General features: G+C 68.5%; 15 protein-coding genes. 10 read left to right on the forward strand and 5 right to left on the reverse strand.

Annotation, left to right across the window (positions count from 1 at the left end; genetic code table 11):
- Positions 1–73: 73 nt before the first annotated feature.
- Genes EV644_RS07990 through EV644_RS08015 form a run of 6 tightly spaced genes read left to right on the forward strand, consistent with a single transcriptional unit; the run spans position 74 to position 7,394 of the window.
- Entirely contained in the window at positions 74–1,291 is a 1,218-nt protein-coding gene (locus EV644_RS07990) for a Wzz/FepE/Etk N-terminal domain-containing protein (RefSeq protein WP_158292768.1), read from the forward strand.
- Complete coding sequence (locus EV644_RS07995) at positions 1,288–2,919, forward strand: YveK family protein (RefSeq protein WP_132187817.1); 1,632 nt, start codon at positions 1,288–1,290, stop codon at positions 2,917–2,919. Before EV644_RS07990 ends, EV644_RS07995 begins: the two co-directional genes overlap by 4 nt.
- Positions 2,916–4,151: a hypothetical protein gene (locus tag EV644_RS08000; protein WP_199239687.1), complete on the forward strand. Its 1,236-nt coding sequence runs from the start codon at positions 2,916–2,918 to the stop codon at positions 4,149–4,151. The genes EV644_RS07995 and EV644_RS08000 overlap by 4 nt, the downstream gene beginning before the upstream one ends.
- Positions 4,148–5,350, forward strand: a complete 1,203-nt coding sequence (locus EV644_RS08005) for a glycosyltransferase (RefSeq protein WP_132187816.1) — start codon at positions 4,148–4,150, stop codon at positions 5,348–5,350. The genes EV644_RS08000 and EV644_RS08005 overlap by 4 nt, the downstream gene beginning before the upstream one ends.
- 35 nt (positions 5,351–5,385) lie before the next feature.
- Entirely contained in the window at positions 5,386–7,011 is a 1,626-nt protein-coding gene (locus EV644_RS08010; RefSeq protein WP_132187815.1) for a right-handed parallel beta-helix repeat-containing protein, read from the forward strand.
- Between the two features lie 5 nt (positions 7,012–7,016).
- Positions 7,017–7,394, forward strand: coding sequence for a hypothetical protein (locus tag EV644_RS08015; RefSeq protein WP_132187814.1), 378 nt, complete (start codon positions 7,017–7,019; stop codon positions 7,392–7,394).
- 138 nt (positions 7,395–7,532) lie between these two features.
- On the opposite strand, the gene EV644_RS08020 is transcribed toward EV644_RS08015, so the two are convergent.
- From EV644_RS08020 to EV644_RS08035, 4 genes are all read right to left on the reverse strand, one after another.
- Positions 7,533–8,117 (reverse strand): RNA polymerase sigma factor, encoded by a 585-nt coding sequence (locus EV644_RS08020; RefSeq protein ID WP_132187813.1) that lies wholly within the window; start codon positions 8,115–8,117, stop codon positions 7,533–7,535.
- A gap of 120 nt (positions 8,118–8,237) precedes the next feature.
- Positions 8,238–9,680: a sugar transferase gene (locus EV644_RS08025; RefSeq protein ID WP_241997956.1), complete on the reverse strand. Its 1,443-nt coding sequence runs from the start codon at positions 9,678–9,680 to the stop codon at positions 8,238–8,240.
- Positions 9,681–10,007: 327 nt separating this feature from the next.
- Positions 10,008–10,283 carry a PspA-associated protein PspAA gene (pspAA, locus tag EV644_RS08030; RefSeq protein WP_132187811.1) on the reverse strand — a complete coding sequence of 92 codons (276 nt, stop codon included), beginning with the start codon at positions 10,281–10,283 and terminating at the stop codon, positions 10,008–10,010.
- Positions 10,283–11,092 carry a PspA/IM30 family protein gene (locus tag EV644_RS08035; protein WP_132187810.1) on the reverse strand — a complete coding sequence of 270 codons (810 nt, stop codon included), beginning with the start codon at positions 11,090–11,092 and terminating at the stop codon, positions 10,283–10,285. The genes pspAA and EV644_RS08035 overlap by 1 nt, the downstream gene beginning before the upstream one ends.
- Positions 11,093–11,296: 204 nt before the next feature.
- On the opposite strand from EV644_RS08035, the gene EV644_RS08040 reads away from it, so the two are divergent.
- Together EV644_RS08040 and EV644_RS08045 are read left to right on the forward strand one after the other, a co-directional pair.
- On the forward strand, positions 11,297–11,887 hold the full coding sequence (locus tag EV644_RS08040; protein ID WP_132187809.1) for a DUF3043 domain-containing protein: 591 nt from the start codon (positions 11,297–11,299) through the stop codon (positions 11,885–11,887).
- A gap of 105 nt (positions 11,888–11,992) precedes the next feature.
- Positions 11,993–12,673: a TetR/AcrR family transcriptional regulator gene (locus EV644_RS08045; RefSeq protein WP_132187808.1), complete on the forward strand. Its 681-nt coding sequence runs from the start codon at positions 11,993–11,995 to the stop codon at positions 12,671–12,673.
- A 171-nt stretch (positions 12,674–12,844) separates the two neighbouring features.
- On the opposite strand, the gene EV644_RS08050 is transcribed toward EV644_RS08045, so the two are convergent.
- A complete protein-coding gene (locus tag EV644_RS08050) occupies positions 12,845–13,699 on the reverse strand; it encodes a slipin family protein (protein WP_132187807.1) in 855 nt (284 codons plus the stop codon).
- A 546-nt stretch (positions 13,700–14,245) separates the two neighbouring features.
- Here EV644_RS08050 and EV644_RS08055 point away from each other — a divergent pair.
- On the forward strand, positions 14,246–15,730 hold the full coding sequence (locus EV644_RS08055) for an MFS transporter (RefSeq protein WP_241997955.1): 1,485 nt from the start codon (positions 14,246–14,248) through the stop codon (positions 15,728–15,730).
- Positions 15,727–17,217 carry a glucose-6-phosphate dehydrogenase gene (zwf, locus tag EV644_RS08060; protein WP_132187805.1) on the forward strand — a complete coding sequence of 497 codons (1,491 nt, stop codon included), beginning with the start codon at positions 15,727–15,729 and terminating at the stop codon, positions 17,215–17,217. The genes EV644_RS08055 and zwf overlap by 4 nt, the downstream gene beginning before the upstream one ends.
- The last annotated feature ends 35 nt before the right edge of the window (positions 17,218–17,252 follow it).

Raw genomic sequence — 17,252 nt, forward strand, 5'->3', positions numbered from 1 at the left:
TTTTGCTGTATCAGCCTCCGTTCAGCGCCCTCTATTACAGGAACCAACCGACGGCGTTCTACTGGAGGGGCCTGTGAGCACACAGGAGCTGGACGTCAAGAAGTCCTGGCGAGCGATCCGACGGCATCGCCGCTGGGTGGCACTTTTTGCCGCGGTGGGTCTGCTGGGCGGGATCGTCTACGCCCTGGTGGAGCCACCGCTGCACACCGCCACGTCTCTGGTGGTACTGCCACCGCCGCCCGCGACCGACGCGGAGAAGGCGGTCGGCACGCAGGCCATCGAGACGCAGGTGTTCATCGCCGACAGCGAGCCGGTGCTCAAGAGCGCCGGCCAGAACCTCGCCCCGCCGCTGGCCACCGAGGTGGTCCGCGACCGGGTGAAGGTCGCCGCCGTCACGCAGGACGTCATCAAGATCGACGCACGGGGAACCTCGGCAGCACAGGCGATGCGGTTGGCCAACGCCGTCGCCGAGGTCTATCTGGTCTTCGTCACCACGGACCAGAAGCTCCCCGGCGACCTGGGGAAGAAGACGGGGGCTCGCGTGCTGGAGGAAGCAACGACCGCAAGAGGCGGCAACATGGCGGTCCATCTGGGGATCTTCGGTCTGCTGGGGGCATTGCTGGGGGCCGTCGCCGGCTCGATCGGCGTGCTGGCCAGGGAGCGCGGCGACCGCCGGCTGCGACTGCGGGACGAGATCTCGGACGCGGTCGGGTTGCCCGTGCTCGCGTCGGTCTCCTCCTACCGGGCCCTGGACATCTCGGACTGGGCATACCTGCTGGAGCACTACTCACCGACAGCGGTCGAGGCGTGGAGTCTGCGCAAGACGCTGCACCACCTCGGCCTGGACGTGAAGGACGGCTCGCCGGTCTCGCTGACCGTCATCTCGTTCGCCGAGGACGACAAGTCGCTCCCGCTCGGCCCGCAACTGGCGGCCTTCGCGGCCTCGATCGGCATCTCCACCTCGATCGTGGTCGACACCCACCACGAACCCGCCGGCAAGGTTGCCCTCGGCATCCACCTGGTGGTGGTCGACCGGGACACGCCGCACCTGACCGGTGCCGCTCGCACCAACAGCACGATCGTCGCCCTGTCCGCCGGGGCGGTGACAGCCGAGGAACTCGCCCGGCTCGCCGTCGCGGCCGCGGCCGACGACCGCACCATAGACGGCCTGGTGGTGACCGATCCGGATCCGTCCGACCGGACCATCGGCCGGGTCTCGCAATCCACCCGCCGCTCCGGTTCGCGGCTGCCCACCCTCCTGTCCGGTGCGGCGAGGAGGACGACCAGATGAGCAACCAGCCGTACACCGAGCAGCCCTACCGCTCCGACCAGGTCTGGGACGATGACGACGACCTGTTCGCCGATGAGCGGTCGAGCGCCTTCCCGCCGGACAGCCTGGTCACCTTTCGGTTCCTGCGGGACGCGATCCGCCGGCACCTGCGGATCCCGCTCGTGCTCGCGGTCGTCGGGCTGGCGCTGGGACTCGCGATGCCCACGCTGCTGCCCGCGGCCGACTTCTCGTCGGCCCGGATCCTGCTGACCCACCGCGATGGCGACGACCCCGCCCGCGCGATGGCCACCGACGTAAGCCTGGTGACCACGCACACGGTCGCGCTGCGGGTGATCGACCGGCTCAAGCTGCCCGAGACCCCGGACGACCTGCTCAAGCAGTACACCGCGACCGCGCTCACCGACCGGGTCCTCGAGATCAAGGTGGGCGCCGAGACCAGTGACGAGGCCACCAGGATCGCCACGGTGATCGCGCAGACCTACCTGACCTTCCGCAAGCAGCAAATCGCACAGCAGGAGGTTCCGCTGCGCCGGGATCTCGTCACGGCCATGGCTGCGGCCACCGATGCCCAGGCCGCCGTTCGGGCCGCCGGCGGCGATCCGGACGACCCGGATCTCAACAGCCCGGAGATGGCGACGCTCGGTGTCGCCAATGACCGGGTGAAGTACATCCAGCAGCAGATCATCGACCAGGAGGTCGCGGCCTCCCGGATGAACAGCAGCCGGCTGCTCGACGAGGCCGCTCCGGTGCCCGTCTCGGCCAAGCGGACGCTGGCGATCAGCGTCGTCTCCGGGCTGATGGCGGGGCTCTTCATCGGGCTCGGTTTCGTGGTGGTCCGGGCGCTGCTGTCCGACAAGCTGTGGAAGCGCCGGGACATCGCCAAGTCGCTCGGGGCCCGGATCCGGCTCAGCACCGGACGGCCGCCGCGGATGCGCTGGTGGCCCTTCCCGGCCTATCTGAGCAAGTCCCAGCAGCAGCATCCCGAGATCCGGCTGATGGTGCAGCACCTCGACCAGCACATCTACTGGGGCAAGGTGCCGACTCCGGCGCTGGCCGTGGTCAGCGTCGACGACGTGCCGGCCTGTGCGCTGGCGGTCGCCTCGCTGGCGCTGTCCGTGGCCCGAGAAGGCAAGCACGTCCTGGTGGCGGACCTGACCGGAACGGGACACCTCGCGGCAACGCTCGGGGTGAAGACCACCGGCACCCACGAGTCGCTGTTCAGCGAACCGGGCACGCGCCTCGACGTCTACCTGCCGGAATCCGACGGCGGTCCGGTCGAGGGGTGCTACCTGCGGCTGGGCGACAACAACCGTCCGACGGAGTCCGGGAACATCTCGCTCGACGCGGCCTGGGACGTGGCCGACCTGGTGCTCACCCTGGCCACCCTGACGCCGGCGCTGGGCGCCGACCACCTGGCCACCTGGGCGTCGCGCACCGCCGTCGTGGTGACGTCGGGCCGCAGCACCGCGACCAAGATCCACGCCACCGGGGAGATGCTCCGGCTGGCCGGGCTCCAGATCGACACCGCCATCGTGCTCCGCGCGGACCGTACCGACGAGGGTGTCGGCGTCGCCGAGGCCGAGGCCGGGTCGAGCAGGACCGGAGACGTCGAGATGTTCGGCCGATGAGCGCCATCGCCTCGATCGGCGCGCGGCTGGCCGGCGACGCCGGTGGGCGGCGGGTCGTCTCACCGGAACGCCGGCGACGCCGCCGGGTCCAGGCGGTCTGGGGTCTGCTGATTCTGAACGTGCTGACGTTCTTCCCCGGCGCGCCGCATCTCCTGCCGATCCCGGGAATGGTGGGCAAACTGATCGCCCAGGCGTCCCTGCCGGCCGCACTGCTGCTGGTGCTGAGCGTGAACCGGCCCGCGCGGATCCGGCCGAGCGTCTGGATCTTCCTGGTGGCGCTGCTGGCCGCGGAGTCGCTGCTGGCGAGCATCGGGGCCGAGTTCCTCTTCGGCGCCCTGTTCCGCGCCGCCCGGTTGTTCCTCTTCGTCGCGGTGCTCTGGCTGCTGACCCCGTGGTGGACCCGCCGCGACATGCTGCTGCTGCGAACTCACCTGATGTTCCTGTGGATCGTGCTCGGCTCGGTCCTGCTCGGCGTGCTGGTCGCACCAGGAGTGGCACTCACCGACGACCGGCTCGGAGGTATCCTCTGGCCGATCCCGCCGACCCAGGTCGGTCACTACGCGGCGGTGGCGACCGGTCTGACCACAGTGCTGTGGCTGTCCGGGCTGCTCCGCCGCAACCTGGCGCTGATCAGTGTCCTGCTGGCCGTGCCGGTCCTGCTGCTGACCCATACCCGTACCGCGCTGGTCGCCCTCGTGGCCGGCGTCGTGGTCGGCGGGCTGAGCCTGTTCATGTCGCGGGCGCGGGTGCGCAAGTCGTTCGCGATCGGTCTCGCCTTCTTCACCGTCGGAGCGCTGACGCTGGGGTCCGTGGTGACCACCTGGCTCGCCCGTGGTCAGGACACGGAGGACCTGGCGGCCCTGACCGGTCGCCGCATGGTCTGGGAGTCGATCCTGGCCGCGCCGCGCTCCACCTTCGAGACACTGTTCGGCTTCGGGCTGTCCAACAAGTCCTTCAACGGCCTGCCGATCGACAGCAACTGGCTGGGCACGTACTACGACATCGGTCTGGTGGGCGTCGCCATCAACGTGGCGATGCTGCTGTTCCTCCTGACCGCCGCGTGGTTCCGGCCGCAGGGTCCGCGCCGGGCCCTGGCGCTCTTCCTCGTCGTCTACTGCGTGGTCGCCTCCTTCACCGAGAGCGGCCTCAGCGACGCGTCGCCGTACCTGCTCGAGCTGACCCTGGCCGCGTCCCTGGTGTACTCGGGGAACTCCCGTGAAGGAGTGCGATGAAGATCCTGCTGGTGCACAACACCTACCGGTCCACCGCACCGAGCGGCGAGAACCGCGTGGTCGAGCAGGAGGGTGCCGCCCTGGCCGCCCTCGGCCACGAGGTCGAGACCTTCGGACGGCTCAGCGACGAGATCGAGAGCTGGCCGGCCTGGCAGAAGGCGACGCTGCCCGCCCGGGTGGTCTGGAATCCCACCAGCAAACGGGATCTGGCGCAGACCCTGGCCGAGTACCGGCCTGATGTCGTGCACGTCCACAACACTTTCCCGCTGCTCAGCCCGTCCGTGCTGTATGCGTGCCGCGACGCGGGAGTCCCCGTCGTCGCGACCCTGCACAACTACAAGCTGCTCTGTGCCAGCGGTGACTTCTTCCGCGACGGCCAGGTCTGCCACGACTGTGCCGGCGGCAACCCGACGCCCGCGCTGGCCCACCGCTGCTACCGCGGCTCGGTGCTCGCCACCGGCCCGACGGTGCTGGCCGCACGCACGCACCGGCGGAGCTGGCGTGACCTCGTCTCGGCGTACGTCTTCATCTCCGACTCGCAGCGCCAGTTGCTCGGCGCGATGGGCTTCGAGCCGGAACGGACCTTCGTCAAGCACAACCTGGTCCCGTACGACGGACCGGTCGGCGGAGAACGGCAACGTCAGGTGGCCTACGTCGGCCGGCTGGACGCGCCCAAGGGTGCGCCGCTGCTGATGAAGAGCTGGGACGCGTACCGCGCGCTGGCCGGTGACGACGCGCTCCGGCTCGTCATCGCCGGTGGCGGTCCACACCTGGACGAGGTGACGGCCTGGGCCGCGGACCGCCCGTCGGTCGAGCTCGCCGGCCATCTCACCAAGGAACAGTGCTTCGAGCTGATCGGCCGGTCCCGGGCGGTGCTCCTCCCGTCGGAGTGGGAGGAGACCTTCGGGCTCGTGGTGGTCGAGGCGATGGCGGTCGGCGTACCGCTGCTCGCCTCCGGCCACGGATCGTTCCCCGACCTGATCAGCGACGGCGTCGACGGCGCACTCTTCGAACCCGGGCAGCCGGACGCGCTGGGGAAGCTGCTGCTCGATGTCGACACCTCGCCCGAACGGTACGAGGAGTACGGCCGCCACGCCCGGGCGACGTACGAGGAACAGCACGACCCCGATCGCAACATCGAGCAACTGCTCGACATCTACCGGTTCGCCATCCGGCAGTCGGTGTCAGCTCACCACTAGCCCGCGCGAGCCGCTCGCCCCCCGAAGGAAGTGTCATGGAACAACGCGATTCGTCCCGGCCGACCGGCCCGGGCCCCGCGTGGTACCGGCGCCGAGGCGTCCTGATCACCGCGGGCCTGGTCCTGGTCGCCGGCCTGCTGGTGGGCACGTACACCTACGTCGCCGACGGTGAGCCGCCGGCGGACGCGGCCCGGACCGGCCCGACCGGGACGGGATCGGCGAAACCCGTCACCGCCCCGACCGCGCCGCCGGCCAAGATCTGCGGCAACAGGGCAGCGCTGTCCGGCCCGAGCACCGCACCGGCCGGCGCGGTCACCGTCGCCACGACGCAGAACCTGAACGACATCACCGAGAGCAGCCCGGCCGGCACCACCTTCTGGCTGGTCGCCGGCACGCACAAGCTCGGCGTCGGCCCGTTCGCGCAGGTGATCCCGAAGGAGGGCAACGTCTACCTGGGCGCGCCCGGCGCGATCCTCGACGGCCAGAAGAACAACCGCTACGCCTTCACCGGCTACGTGGCGAACGTGACCGTGAAGAACCTGACCATCCAGAACTTCGGCGTCCCGAAGACGAACAGCGACGAGGGCGTGGTCAACCACAACGCCGCCACCGGCTGGAAGATCGAGGGCAACACGATCCGCGAGAACGCCGGCGCCGGGGTGATGGTCGGCAGCCGCAACCTCATCCGCGGCAACTGCCTGCAGGACAACGGCCAGTACGGGTTCAACGCCTACAGCCCGAACAAGGTCACCAGCATCGTGATCGAGAACAACGAGATCGCCGGCAACAACCAGGACGACTGGGAGACCCTCAAGCCGGGTTGTGGCTGCACCGGCGGCGGGAAGTTCTGGGAGACGACCGGCGCGATGTTCCGGAACAACTGGGTGCACAACAACAACAGCGCCGGGATCTGGGCCGACACCAACAACGCCGGGTTCGCGATCGAGGGCAACTACTTCTCCGAGAACACCTCGGAGGCCATCGTCTACGAGACCAGCTACAACGCGGTCATCCGCGCCAACACCTTCGCCCGCAACGGGCTCGGCAAGGGCCCTGGGAACGGCGGCTTCCCGACCTCGGCCGTGTACATCTCGGAGTCCGGCAGCGACAAGCGGGTGGCATCCGACTTCAACGAGACGTTCGAGATCACCGGGAACCTGTTCACCGACAACTGGGCCGGCGTGATCCTGTGGGAGAACGCGGACCGGTTCGCCGGCTCGCCGGCCAACACCAGTACCGGCTCGGGCACGCTGGTGAACCCGAAGACGGTCACCGTGAAGACCTGCAACGCGACCACCATCAGCAAGCAGCCGTACCTCGGCGACTGCCGGTGGAAGACCCAGAACGTGCGCGTGCACGACAACGTCTTCTCGCTCGACCCGGACAAGATCGGCAAGTCCTGCGCCTCGCGCAGCGGCTGCGGCTACAACGGGCTGTTCTCCAACTGGGGCACCTTCCCCGCCTGGTCGCCGTACAAGGAGAAGACGATCCAGGACGCGATCACGTTCGACCAGAGCAACCGTTTCTACAGCAACACCTACGGCGGCCCGTGGAACTTCGTCGTGCACGGTCAGGGCACCCGGGTCAACTGGTCCGCCTGGCAGGGCGCGCCGTACGACCAGGACCGCGACAGCGTGATCAAGGTCCAAGGGCAGCGCTGAGGACCATGGCCGGCCCCCCGGAGCAGGCGGCAAGCGAGCAGCTCGAGCTGCTGCGCTCCGTCGGCTACGCCGCGTTCGGGCGGCACGAGCGGGATCTCGACGTACTGGACCTGGTGTTCGACAGCCTGGTGGACAGCCCGGGAAGCAGCGGCGACGAGGTACGGCGGCTGCGGTTCGCCGGGCACGGACACTCGCTCGACGTCGCGGTGCGCGGGCAGGCGCACCTGACGGTGGAGCTCAGGGTGTCCCCCGCCGGTCCGGTGCTGGTGGAAGCGCGCGGGACAGACGTGGACGGGCCGCTGGCGCCCCGGCTGGTGAGCTTCCTGCTCCGCTGGCCGGGCGGCGCCCAGCGCCCGGTCCGCACGGCCTGGATCCTGCTCTGAGGCTGCTCTGATCCACCCGCCGTCCCGGGCCGCTGGTGTGATACTCCGGCCCCTGCGTAGGGCTGCCCGGCGGTCGGCGCGCAGAGCAACCCGGCCGTCGGCTCGGGAGGAACCGGCGACCGGGCGCCCTGGGGGGAATCAGGAGGCGAGCAGCACTCTGAGTTTCTCCAGGCAGCGGCCGCGAATCGGGCCGATGCTGCCGATCGGGATGTCCAGCCTCTCGGAGATCTCGGCGTACGGGGCGGGCGGGTCCGCCATCAGCATGCCGAGCATCTGCTGCCAGCGATCCGGCAGGCTTTCCAGCGCACGCCGTACGTCGACCGCCCGCTCGTCGGCCAGCAGTTCGGCGTCCAGCTCCGGCTGGTCGCCGGCGACGACCTCGAAGGCGTCCGACTCGTACGTGAGCAGCACGCGCTTGCGGAAAGCCAGCACCCGCAGGCATTCGCGCCTCGTGGTGACGACCAGCCAGGCGCCGACCCGGACCGGATCGACCCGGTCGATGTGCTCCAGCAGCCGCAACCACACCATCTGCGAGACGTCGGACGCGTCGCTGTCGGTGAGCCGGAAGCTCCTGGTGACGGCCCAGACGAGCCGGGCATAGTGGTCGACCAGCTTGCTCCAGGCCGCCTGATCCCCGGCCGCGGCCAGGATGGCCAGGCCGGCGGCCTCGGAACGGGCCTGCATTTCATGATCGGTAACGCCGCCGACACTGAGATTCGGCATGGATTCCCCCCTCGGGAACACACATCTGTCTTTGATGCTCGTATGTGGTGGTGCTCGGAGATTTGGTGCGACTTGCGCACAGCCGGCGACCCCCCGCCGGGCTGTGGAACAGAATGTGGATCAGTAAGCGCCGTCGCGGCCGAACACGGCGCGCGCGGTCTTCCACAAGATGAGCAGGTCGAGCGCGATGGACCAGTTGTCCACGTAGCGCAGGTCGAGGCGGACTGACTCCTCCCAGGTCAGGTCGCTTCGGCCACTCACCTGCCACAGGCCGGTCAGGCCTGGTTTGACGAGCATCCGGCGGGCGTCGTCGATGGCGTACGTCGCGACCTCGGTCGGCAGCGGCGGCCGGGGCCCGACCAGCGACATCTCACCGCGCAGCACGTTCACCAGTTGCGGCAACTCGTCCACCGAGAAGCGCCGCAGGTAACGGCCGACCCGGGTGACCCGCGGATCGTCGCGCAGCTTGAAGAGCACGTCGTTGCCGTCGCTCAGCTCGTCCAGGTCCGCCTTGCGTTCCTCGGCGTCCACCACCATGCTGCGGAACTTCAGCATCGAGAACTCCTCGCCGGCCCGCCCCACGCGGGTCTGCCGGAACAGCACCGGCCCACGGCTGGTGAACTTCACCAGTGCCGCGGCGACGAGCAGGATGGGTGCGGCGAGCAGCAGCATGAAGAAGCCGACCACCCGGTCGAAGATGTTCTTCAGCAGGTGCGGTCCACCACTCACCGACGGCCGCTCGAGATGCAGCAGCGAGAGTCCCGCGACCGGCCGGATCGAGATGCGCGGCCCGGCGACCTCGACGATGCCGGGCGACACGACCAGGTCGATGCCGCGCTGCTCGAGGGCCCAGGAGAGCCTGCGCAGGGACTGCCCCTCGAGCTCCGGGTCGGCGGCCACCGCGACCACGTCGACGGAGTACTTGTCGACCGCGGCGAGGATGTCCTCCTCGGTCCGTCCCAGCTTGGCCAGGCCGGCCTCGGGCTCCTGCCTCACGTCACCACGTGGCAGGCAGGTCGCGACGACGGTGTAGCCGTCCTCCGGCCGCTCCTCCAGGTGCCTCCGCAAGGTGGTCACCTGCCCGTTGCGCCCGACGATCAGCACCCGGCGCATACATCGGCCGACGAAGCGCCGGCCGGCCAGGCTGCGATGCAGCAGCCAGCGCACCAGCAGCGCCGCCAGACAGGTCATCGGCACGGCCAGCACGACGAAACCACGGGCAACGTTGCTCTTGGTCGCGTACGACGTGACCGCGATCAGCGCCGTCAAGGCGACGGCGGCTCGCAGGATGGACCGGTACTCCTCCGGCCCGGTGCCGAAGTAGCGCGTCTCGTACCCGCGCTCCAGGGCCACACAGGCCAGCCAGGCAACCGGCAGCACCGCCCCCAGCACGAAGTAGCCCACGTTGATCTGGGCCCCGAACCGGGCCACCAGGGCCAGCGAGACGCCCACCAGCGCGGCGATCAGATCGCCACCGAGCGCGGCCCACCGGTACTTCGCGACCCAGCGCGCCTCGGTGAACCGGGCGGAGCGCGGCACAATCGCCGGAACTTCGTCCGGCACCACCCACAACGGCCGGCGACGGTCCCCTACCGCTACCGGCCTTCGATCGGCCGAGTCGGCCAAACCTTCGGACACGACAAAATCTGTCACAGAAAGTCACCCCCCACAGGCGAACCGACATCTGCGACATCCCCACACCCCGCCGCAGACCTCGATGTAATGCCGCCCCCACAACGGCAATGACCCAGAGAGTACTACGCCTGGAAGCGTTAGGACAGTAGCGAATCCCAGTGTTTACCGGGGAGCAATCGGCAGGCCCCCGGAACGCCGAGACCCCCGGGTCCGTTCGGACTCGGGGGTCTTGAAATGACTGCTTACGGAGGGCGATCAGCCGGCGATCAGCCCGTCGCCACTGATCAGCTCACGCATCTCGGCGAGGGTGCTGTCACCCGGCGGCAGGATCGCGTCGGAGTCGTGCAGTTCGTCGTCGGGCACCCGCTCGCCGCTGCGGACGAACTCCAGCAGCGCCGCGAACGCCGGACCGAAAGCGCCGTCGTCGCCCGCCGAGACAGCCTTCTCGAGGTCGGAGTCGATCACGTTCAACTGGTCGAGCTTCTCGTCAGGCAGCCGGTACTGGCCTTCACCCATGATCCGGACGATCATCACGCGTCTCCGTCCTGCGGTCGGGCCGGCTGCTGCACGGGCTGCTGGGCTGGTTGCTGGGGCTGGGCCGCGCCGGGCGTGTCCTGGGACAGCTGCTTCGGCGCCTCGGCCGGGGCCAGCTGGGCCTTCATCGCGGCCAGCTCGTTCTCGACGTCGGAGTTCGACGACATCCGCTCGAGCTCGAGGGTGATGCTGTCCTTGCTCGTCCCGGTGGCGTCGTCGAGTGCGCCGGAGGCGAGCAGCTCGTCGATCGCGCCGGCCCGGGCCTGCATCTGCTGGGTCTTGTCCTCGGCACGCTGGACCGCCAGGCCGACGTCGCTCATCTCCTCGGAGATGCCGGAGAAGGCCTCGTTGATCCGGGTCTGCGCCTCGGCCGCCGTGTAGGTGGCCTTGATCGTCTCCTTGCGGGTGCGGAAGGACTCGACCTTCGCCTGCAGCCGCTGCGACGCGAGGGTGAGCTTCTCCTCCTCGCCCTGCAGCTGGGCGTGCTGGGCGGTCAGGTCGTCGATCTGACCCTGCAGCCCGGACTTGCGGGTCAGTGCCTCGCGGGCGAGATCCTCCCGGCCCATCGAGAGCGCCTTCTGGGCCTGGTCCTGCAGCTTCTGCGACTGGGACTGCAGCTGCGACGCCTGCAGCTCCACCCGCTTCCGGCTGGTGGCAACGTCGGCCACACCACGCCGCACCTTCTGCAGCAGTTCGAGCTGCTTCTGATACGAGTAGTCAAGGGTTTCGCGAGGATCTTCTGCCTTGTCCAGCGCCGTGTTGGCCTTGGCCTTGAAGATCGTCGACATCCTCTTGAAGATGCTCATCGATATCCGTACCCCTTCTGAGCCGGAGAGTGGACCCGGCGTGCGTGTCAACCACCCTATGTCCCTACGGGTCACCACACCATCAGGTCCGGCCCCGATAAAGTGGTGCAATGGTCCGGGGACCACCCCGAGTCCGGACGCGCCGCGATCCCTGGCGTTCCCGGTGACCAGCGCAGCCAGTTTCCCGAATGAGGTTCAGTCCCCGTGTTCCGTCGTACCAAGTCTGAGACACCGCAGCAAACCTCGACCACGGCCCCCCAGCCGAAGCCGGGCGGCAAGGGACGTCCGACCCCGACCCGCCGGGAGGCCGAGGCGGCCCGCAAGTCCGCCCTGAAGAAGCCGCGCAACCGCAAGGAGGCCTCCGCGTACCGCCGCGAGAAGGTCCGGATCGAGCGCGCCAAGACGCAGGAGGCGATGAAGACCGGCGACGACCGGTACCTGCCGGCCGCCGACAAGGGCCCGGTCCGCCGCTTCGCCCGCGACTACGTCGACTCCCGCTGGTCGGTGATGGAGTTCGCGCTGCCGCTGCTGCTGGTGATCTCGCTGCTCGGCGTCGTCTTCTCGGGCACCTTCCGCTGGCTGCCCGGCCTGGTGAACATCCTGTTCCTGGTGATGATCCTGGCGATCGCGGCCGACTGGTTCCTGCTCTCGGCCGGTCTCAAGCGCGCGATCGGGAAGAAGTTCGCGAACGAGCCCACCAAGGGCATCGGCTTCTACGCCGTCCGCCGCACCATGCAGATGCGCCGCTGGCGCCTCCCCAAGCCGATGGTCGCCCGCGGCGAGAAGCCCAAGTAGTACGACTTGCACCTGGTTCAAGCGCCCCGGCGGCGTTCAAGCGCCCGGCGGCCGAGGTGACTTGAACTGCGTGCAAGTGGAGGGCCGCTGGACTACCTTGGGCGGATGCCGCGTGACACGCTGACCCGCGACCAGATCGTCGACGCCGCCGTCGGCCTGCTCGACGACGGAGGGCTCGAGGGCCTGAACATGCGGGCGCTCGGCAAGCGGCTCGGCTCGGCGGCGACCGCCGTCTACTGGCACGTGGGCAGCAAGAGCAACCTCATCGGGCTGGCCGGCGACCGGGTGTGGGACGAGATCACCTTGGCCGACCTGTCCACGAGCCACTGGCGCTCGGCCGCCACGACGATGGCCACCGACCTGCAGGCGATGCTCGCGCGCCACACCTGGCTGGTGCAGGCCTTCGGCGCGTACCTGATGTTCGGCCCTCGCAAGGCTCGCCACGACGAGCACAACCTCGCCATTTACGAGACCGCCGGGTTCACTCCCGCCCAGGCCGACCAGGCGGCGGCCGCGGTCTTCACCTTCGTCCTCGGCAGCGCCATCGGTACGGCTGCCGCGGCATCGCTCAGGAGAGAGCTCAGCCGCGACGGCGAGAAGCTCATGGACGCCGGGATGACGGAGGCGAAGGAGGTCGCGGCACAGTTCCCCCGGCTCCGCGCCCGCCTGGAAACAGCCGGCGCCGGCTACGGGGCCGCGCCCGACAGCAGCTTCGACTTCGGCCTCGAGGCAATCCTCGACGGCGTGCAAGCGCAACTCGTCACCGTGACCCCCAAGCAGACGTAGTACCCAGCGGTCGGACCGGCTCCGGGCCGACCAAGGGCCCTGAAGGGAAGAAGGCGTGGCCTGCCGATCGGCCGTGTGCTTGTAGGCCCGCGTCGCCCCGCTAGCGATCATGGCGGACGGTGAGGTGCTGCGACGGCGAGGGTCGAGTCAATGTCGAGGGTGGTCGTTGTGTCATCGTCGGGCGGCGTTGACAGGGGTTCCGTTGCCGGCCGGGTTGGGCGCCGGTGTCGTCGGGGGCGCCGCGGCGGACGAGGCGGCTTCTGCGGTCTCCCGGGCGAGGAAGGCTCCCACTTCCCCGATGGTGCTCATCAGCGGTGCGGGGAAGACCACTGTGGTGTTCTTGTCGACCCCGATCTCGATCAAGCTCTGCAGGTTGCGTAACTGCAGAGCCAAGGGGTGGGCCATCATGATGTCGGAGGCGGCGCCGAGGGCGTCGGCGGCGAGTGACTCGCCTTCGGCCGCGATGATCTTCGCGCGCTTCTCCCGCTCGGCTTCGGCCTGCCGGGCCATGGCCCGCTTCATGCTCTCGGGCAACTGGATGTCCTTGAGCTCGACCAGAGTGACGACGACGCCCCATTCGGCGGTCTGGACGTCGAGGAACTCGCGGATGCTGACGTTGATGCGGTCCGTCTCGGACAGCGTCTCGTCGAGGGTGTGCTGGCCGACCACTTTGCGCAGGGTGGTCTGCGCGATCTGGTTGATGGCCACCGCGACGTTCTCGATGTCGACTACCGACTTGACGGCGTCGACCACTCGATAGTAGGCGACGGCGGAGACGTCCACGCTGACGTTGTCGCGGGTGATGATGCCTTGCGATTGGATGGGCATCGTGATGATGCGCAGGTTGACCCTGCGGAGCATGTCGACGAACGGGATGATGAACCTCAAGCCCGGCTCTCGCACACCGACGACACGTCCGAGTCGGAACAGCACGCCCTGTTCGTACTGCTTGACGATGCGAGCCGACAGCGACAGGCCGATCACCGCCAAGACGACGATCACGACAATGACGACGAGAGCATTCATGAAGGGTCCTCTCCGGGGTGGTTCCCGTCTGGCGCTGCGCGGCGCCTGGCGAGCCGTCCCCTACCAGAGTTGCGCCCCGGCGGGCGTGGGTCGTCCCAGCCAGCGGCCATCTGCCCTGCCAGCCAGCGGGTAGGGCACCGGTTTGCAGCAGACCAGTAGCGAGAACGCAGGCTGGCGTGACCCCGAACCCCTACTAACAGATTCGGTCCTACTGCTCACCTGGCGCTGTGGCTACTGCTCCTGTGAGTATCCGTGGAGTGACTTCCCGTAAGCCTCCCGGCAGTGCTGACGCGTCGACCTGTCCGCCTTTTGTTGCCCTTGGCAAGCGGTCGAGGGGCCGGCCGGAGATGCGGTTCCGGGTAGCGGGTAGTCCCAGGGTGCAGCCAGTGGCACGAGACGAGGGGCGCTGGCGGTGATGCCGGTGGGTGGGCGTGGGGCGACGCTGTGTAGAGATGGAACCACCCTCACGACGGACGGATCGCGAGCATGCGTAGACCTGAGCCTCCTGTATCCCCAACGGTGGTCAGCAGCCTGGTGCCTTTGCGGATGGACCGGCTTCCGTGGACTTCGTTCCATACCAGGTTGGTCGCGGCGCTCGGGGTGGCTTGGGTGCTCGACGGCCTGGAGATCACAGTTGCCAGTTCGGTGGCGGGTGCCCTCACCGATGCGAACACGTTGCATCTAAGCTCGACCGCGGTCGGTGCTGTGGCCAGCGTCTACCTCGCTGGTCAGGTGGTCGGCGCGTTGTTCTTCGGGCGGCTGTCGGATCGCCTGGGTCGGCGGAACCTGTTCATGGTGACGCTGGGGGTCTATCTGGTGGGGAGCGGTCTGACCGCGCTGACGCTGGGCAGCGGCGCAGGGTGGGTGGCCTATCTGTATGCCACCCGCTTCATCGCGGGGATGGGTATCGGTGGCGAGTACGCGGCGATCAACTCCGCGATCGACGAGATGATCCCGGCCCGCTACCGAGGTCGTGTCGACATCGCGGTGAACGGGACCTACTGGGCCGGTGCCATCCTCGGCACCTTGGGCTCGCTGTTGTTCTTGCAGGTCATGGCGCCGTCGCTCGGGTGGCGGCTTGGGTTCTTGATCGGGCCCGTCCTGGCGGTCGTCGTCTTGTTCGTGCGGCGGAACCTTCCCGAGAGCCCACGATGGTTGCTGATGCACGGCCGGGCGGCCGAAGCCGAGCAGACCACGGCGGCCATCGAGGAACAGGCGCGGTTGTCGGGACATCGCATCGACGCGGTGGCGGAGAGCAGGAGCATGGAGATCCGACCGGCGCAGCGCACCGGATATCTCGTGCTGCTCAGGCTGATCTTCACCAGCTACTGGAAACGGGGCGTGCTCGGTGCGACCTTGATGATCACGCAGTCGTTCCTGTACAACGCGATCTTCTTCACCTACACACTGGTGCTGACCAAGTACTACGGCGTCAGTTCGTCGGCTGCGCCGATCTACCTGATCGCGTTCGCGGTCGGGAACCTGGCGGGTCCGCTCACCATCGGCCGACTGTTCGACACCGTCGGCCGCAAGTCGATGATCGCCGGGACCTACATCCTGTCCGGCGCCCTGCTGGCGGTCACAGCGTTCCTGTTCGACCAGGGTGCGCTCACCGCGCTCACCCAGACGATCGCGTGGTGTGTCATCTTCTTCTTCGCCTCGGCCGGGGCCAGCGCCGCCTATCTCACGGTGAGCGAGATCTTCCCGATCGAGGTGCGCGGGCAGGCCATCGCGGTGTTCTTCGCCATCGCGCAGTGCTTCGGTGCCATCGGCCCGATCTTCTACGGTCACCTCATCGGCAACGGCGGCAACACCTCATCGCTGTTCCTGGGCTATCTCATCGGCGCCGGGGTGATGATCCTCGGCCGCGTCGTCGAACTCCTGCTCGGAATCCCCGCCGAGCGTAGATCGCTGGAAGCCATAGCCCGGCCACTGTCTCTGCTCGGCGGCGCTACTGTCCCCCGGGCGGCGGGAGCGACCATCGCCTTCCCCCCAGACGCGCACGGCACAACACAGGGAGGCGGCCAATGACCGAACAGCTGAAAGCGGCCGCGACGAGCCCCGCCACGTCGTCCTCGGTTACCACCGGGACCGCAAGCCGCCCGGGCGACCACGTGATTGTGCTTTTCGGCGCCACCGGCGACCTTGCCAAGAGGAAGCTGCTTCCAGGGCTGTTCCACCTGGCCACGGCCGGCCTCCTGCCCCAGCGCTATCGCATCGTGGGTACGGCTCGCTCCAGGGGCCTCTCGGATGCCGGCTTCAAGCAACTCGCCCACGCTGCCGTCGAAGAGTTCGGCTCCACCAAGCCGACGGGCGAGACCTGGCGTGCGTTCGAGGACGCATTGTCCTTCGCCACCACCGACCACAGTGACCCCTCGGCGCTGGTTGCGGCCGTGCAGGCTGCCGAGAAGGAGATCGGCGGTCACCCGCAGCGCCTCTTTCACTTGGCCATCCCGCCGACAGGCTTCGGATCGACCATCGAAATGCTGGCCGCCTCCGGCCTGGCCGAGGGCGCTCGCGTGATCATCGAAAAGCCGTTCGGCACCGACCTGGCTTCGGCCAAGGCCCTGAACGACACGGTCCACCGGGTGTTCGACGAGTCCCGGATCTTCCGCATCGACCACTTCCTCGGCAAGGAGTCGGTCGACAACATCCTGGCGTTCCGCTTCGCCAACGGCCTGTACGAGCCGGTCTGGAACCGCGAGCACATCGAGTACATGCAGATCGACGTACCCGAGACGCTGACCATCGAAGGGCGGGCCGACTTCTACGAGGGCACCGGCGCCTTCCGCGACATGGTCGTCACCCACCTTCTCCAGGTTCTCGGCTTCGTCGCCATGGAGCCTCCGACCAGCCTCTCGGCCACCGCTCTGCGGGACGAGAAGCAGAAGGTGTTCGACTCCTTGCTGCCCCTCGACCCCAAGCACGTCCTGCGGGGGCAGTACGACGGGTACCGGACCGAGCCGGGCGTGGCACCCGATTCCCAGACCGAGACCTTCGTGGCACTGCGAGCGAACGTCGAGAACTGGCGGTGGGCCGGCGTCCCCTTCTTCTTGCGCACCGGCAAGGCACTGAGGGCCGGTCGGCAGGTGGTGACCATCGGCTTCCGGGAGCCGGTCTTGCGCATGTTCTCGGTAGACGGTTGCTCGACTCCATCAGCTCGACGGAACGAGATCGTCATCGACTTCGCCGATCCGGGCTGGATCTCGACGCGCTTCCTGGCCAAACAGCCCGGTCCTGAGATGCTGTTGGGCGAGGCCGAGATGACCTTCCGGTACGCCGACTCCTCCGGCGCCGCCAATGCGCTCGAGGCGTACGAGCGCCTGATCCTCAACGCCATGCAGGGGGACCAGTCGCTCTTCACCACGGCCGCCGGGGTAGAGCGGCTGTGGGAGATCTCCGCTCCGTTGCTAGAGCACCAGCCTCCAATCGAGCCTTACCTGCCCGGATCATGGGGGCCGTCCACCGTCGGGCAGGTCACCGCCCCCTACCGCTGGCACCTTCCCGAGGACTGCTAGCACCACGCTCGTAGGTCAGCCTCCACGTCACCTGA

Source organism: Kribbella orskensis (genome assembly GCF_004342085.1).
GTDB lineage: Bacteria > Actinomycetota > Actinomycetes > Propionibacteriales > Kribbellaceae > Kribbella > Kribbella orskensis.

Coding starts and splice junctions, on each gene's coding strand:
- EV644_RS08005 (WP_132187816.1), top strand. CDS start 4,148: ATGAAGATCCTGCTGGTGCACAACACCTACCGGTCCACCGCACCGAGC.
- pspAA (WP_132187811.1), bottom strand. CDS start 10,283: ATGATCGTCCGGATCATGGGTGAAGGCCAGTACCGGCTGCCTGACGAG.
- EV644_RS08015 (WP_132187814.1), top strand. CDS start 7,017: ATGGCCGGCCCCCCGGAGCAGGCGGCAAGCGAGCAGCTCGAGCTGCTG.
- EV644_RS08010 (WP_132187815.1), top strand. CDS start 5,386: ATGGAACAACGCGATTCGTCCCGGCCGACCGGCCCGGGCCCCGCGTGG.
- EV644_RS08055 (WP_241997955.1), top strand. CDS start 14,246: ATGGACCGGCTTCCGTGGACTTCGTTCCATACCAGGTTGGTCGCGGCG.
- EV644_RS08050 (WP_132187807.1), bottom strand. CDS start 13,699: ATGAATGCTCTCGTCGTCATTGTCGTGATCGTCGTCTTGGCGGTGATC.
- EV644_RS08020 (WP_132187813.1), bottom strand. CDS start 8,117: ATGCCGAATCTCAGTGTCGGCGGCGTTACCGATCATGAAATGCAGGCC.
- EV644_RS08045 (WP_132187808.1), top strand. CDS start 11,993: ATGCCGCGTGACACGCTGACCCGCGACCAGATCGTCGACGCCGCCGTC.
- EV644_RS08000 (WP_199239687.1), top strand. CDS start 2,916: ATGAGCGCCATCGCCTCGATCGGCGCGCGGCTGGCCGGCGACGCCGGT.
- zwf (WP_132187805.1), top strand. CDS start 15,727: ATGACCGAACAGCTGAAAGCGGCCGCGACGAGCCCCGCCACGTCGTCC.
- EV644_RS07995 (WP_132187817.1), top strand. CDS start 1,288: ATGAGCAACCAGCCGTACACCGAGCAGCCCTACCGCTCCGACCAGGTC.
- EV644_RS08035 (WP_132187810.1), bottom strand. CDS start 11,092: ATGAGCATCTTCAAGAGGATGTCGACGATCTTCAAGGCCAAGGCCAAC.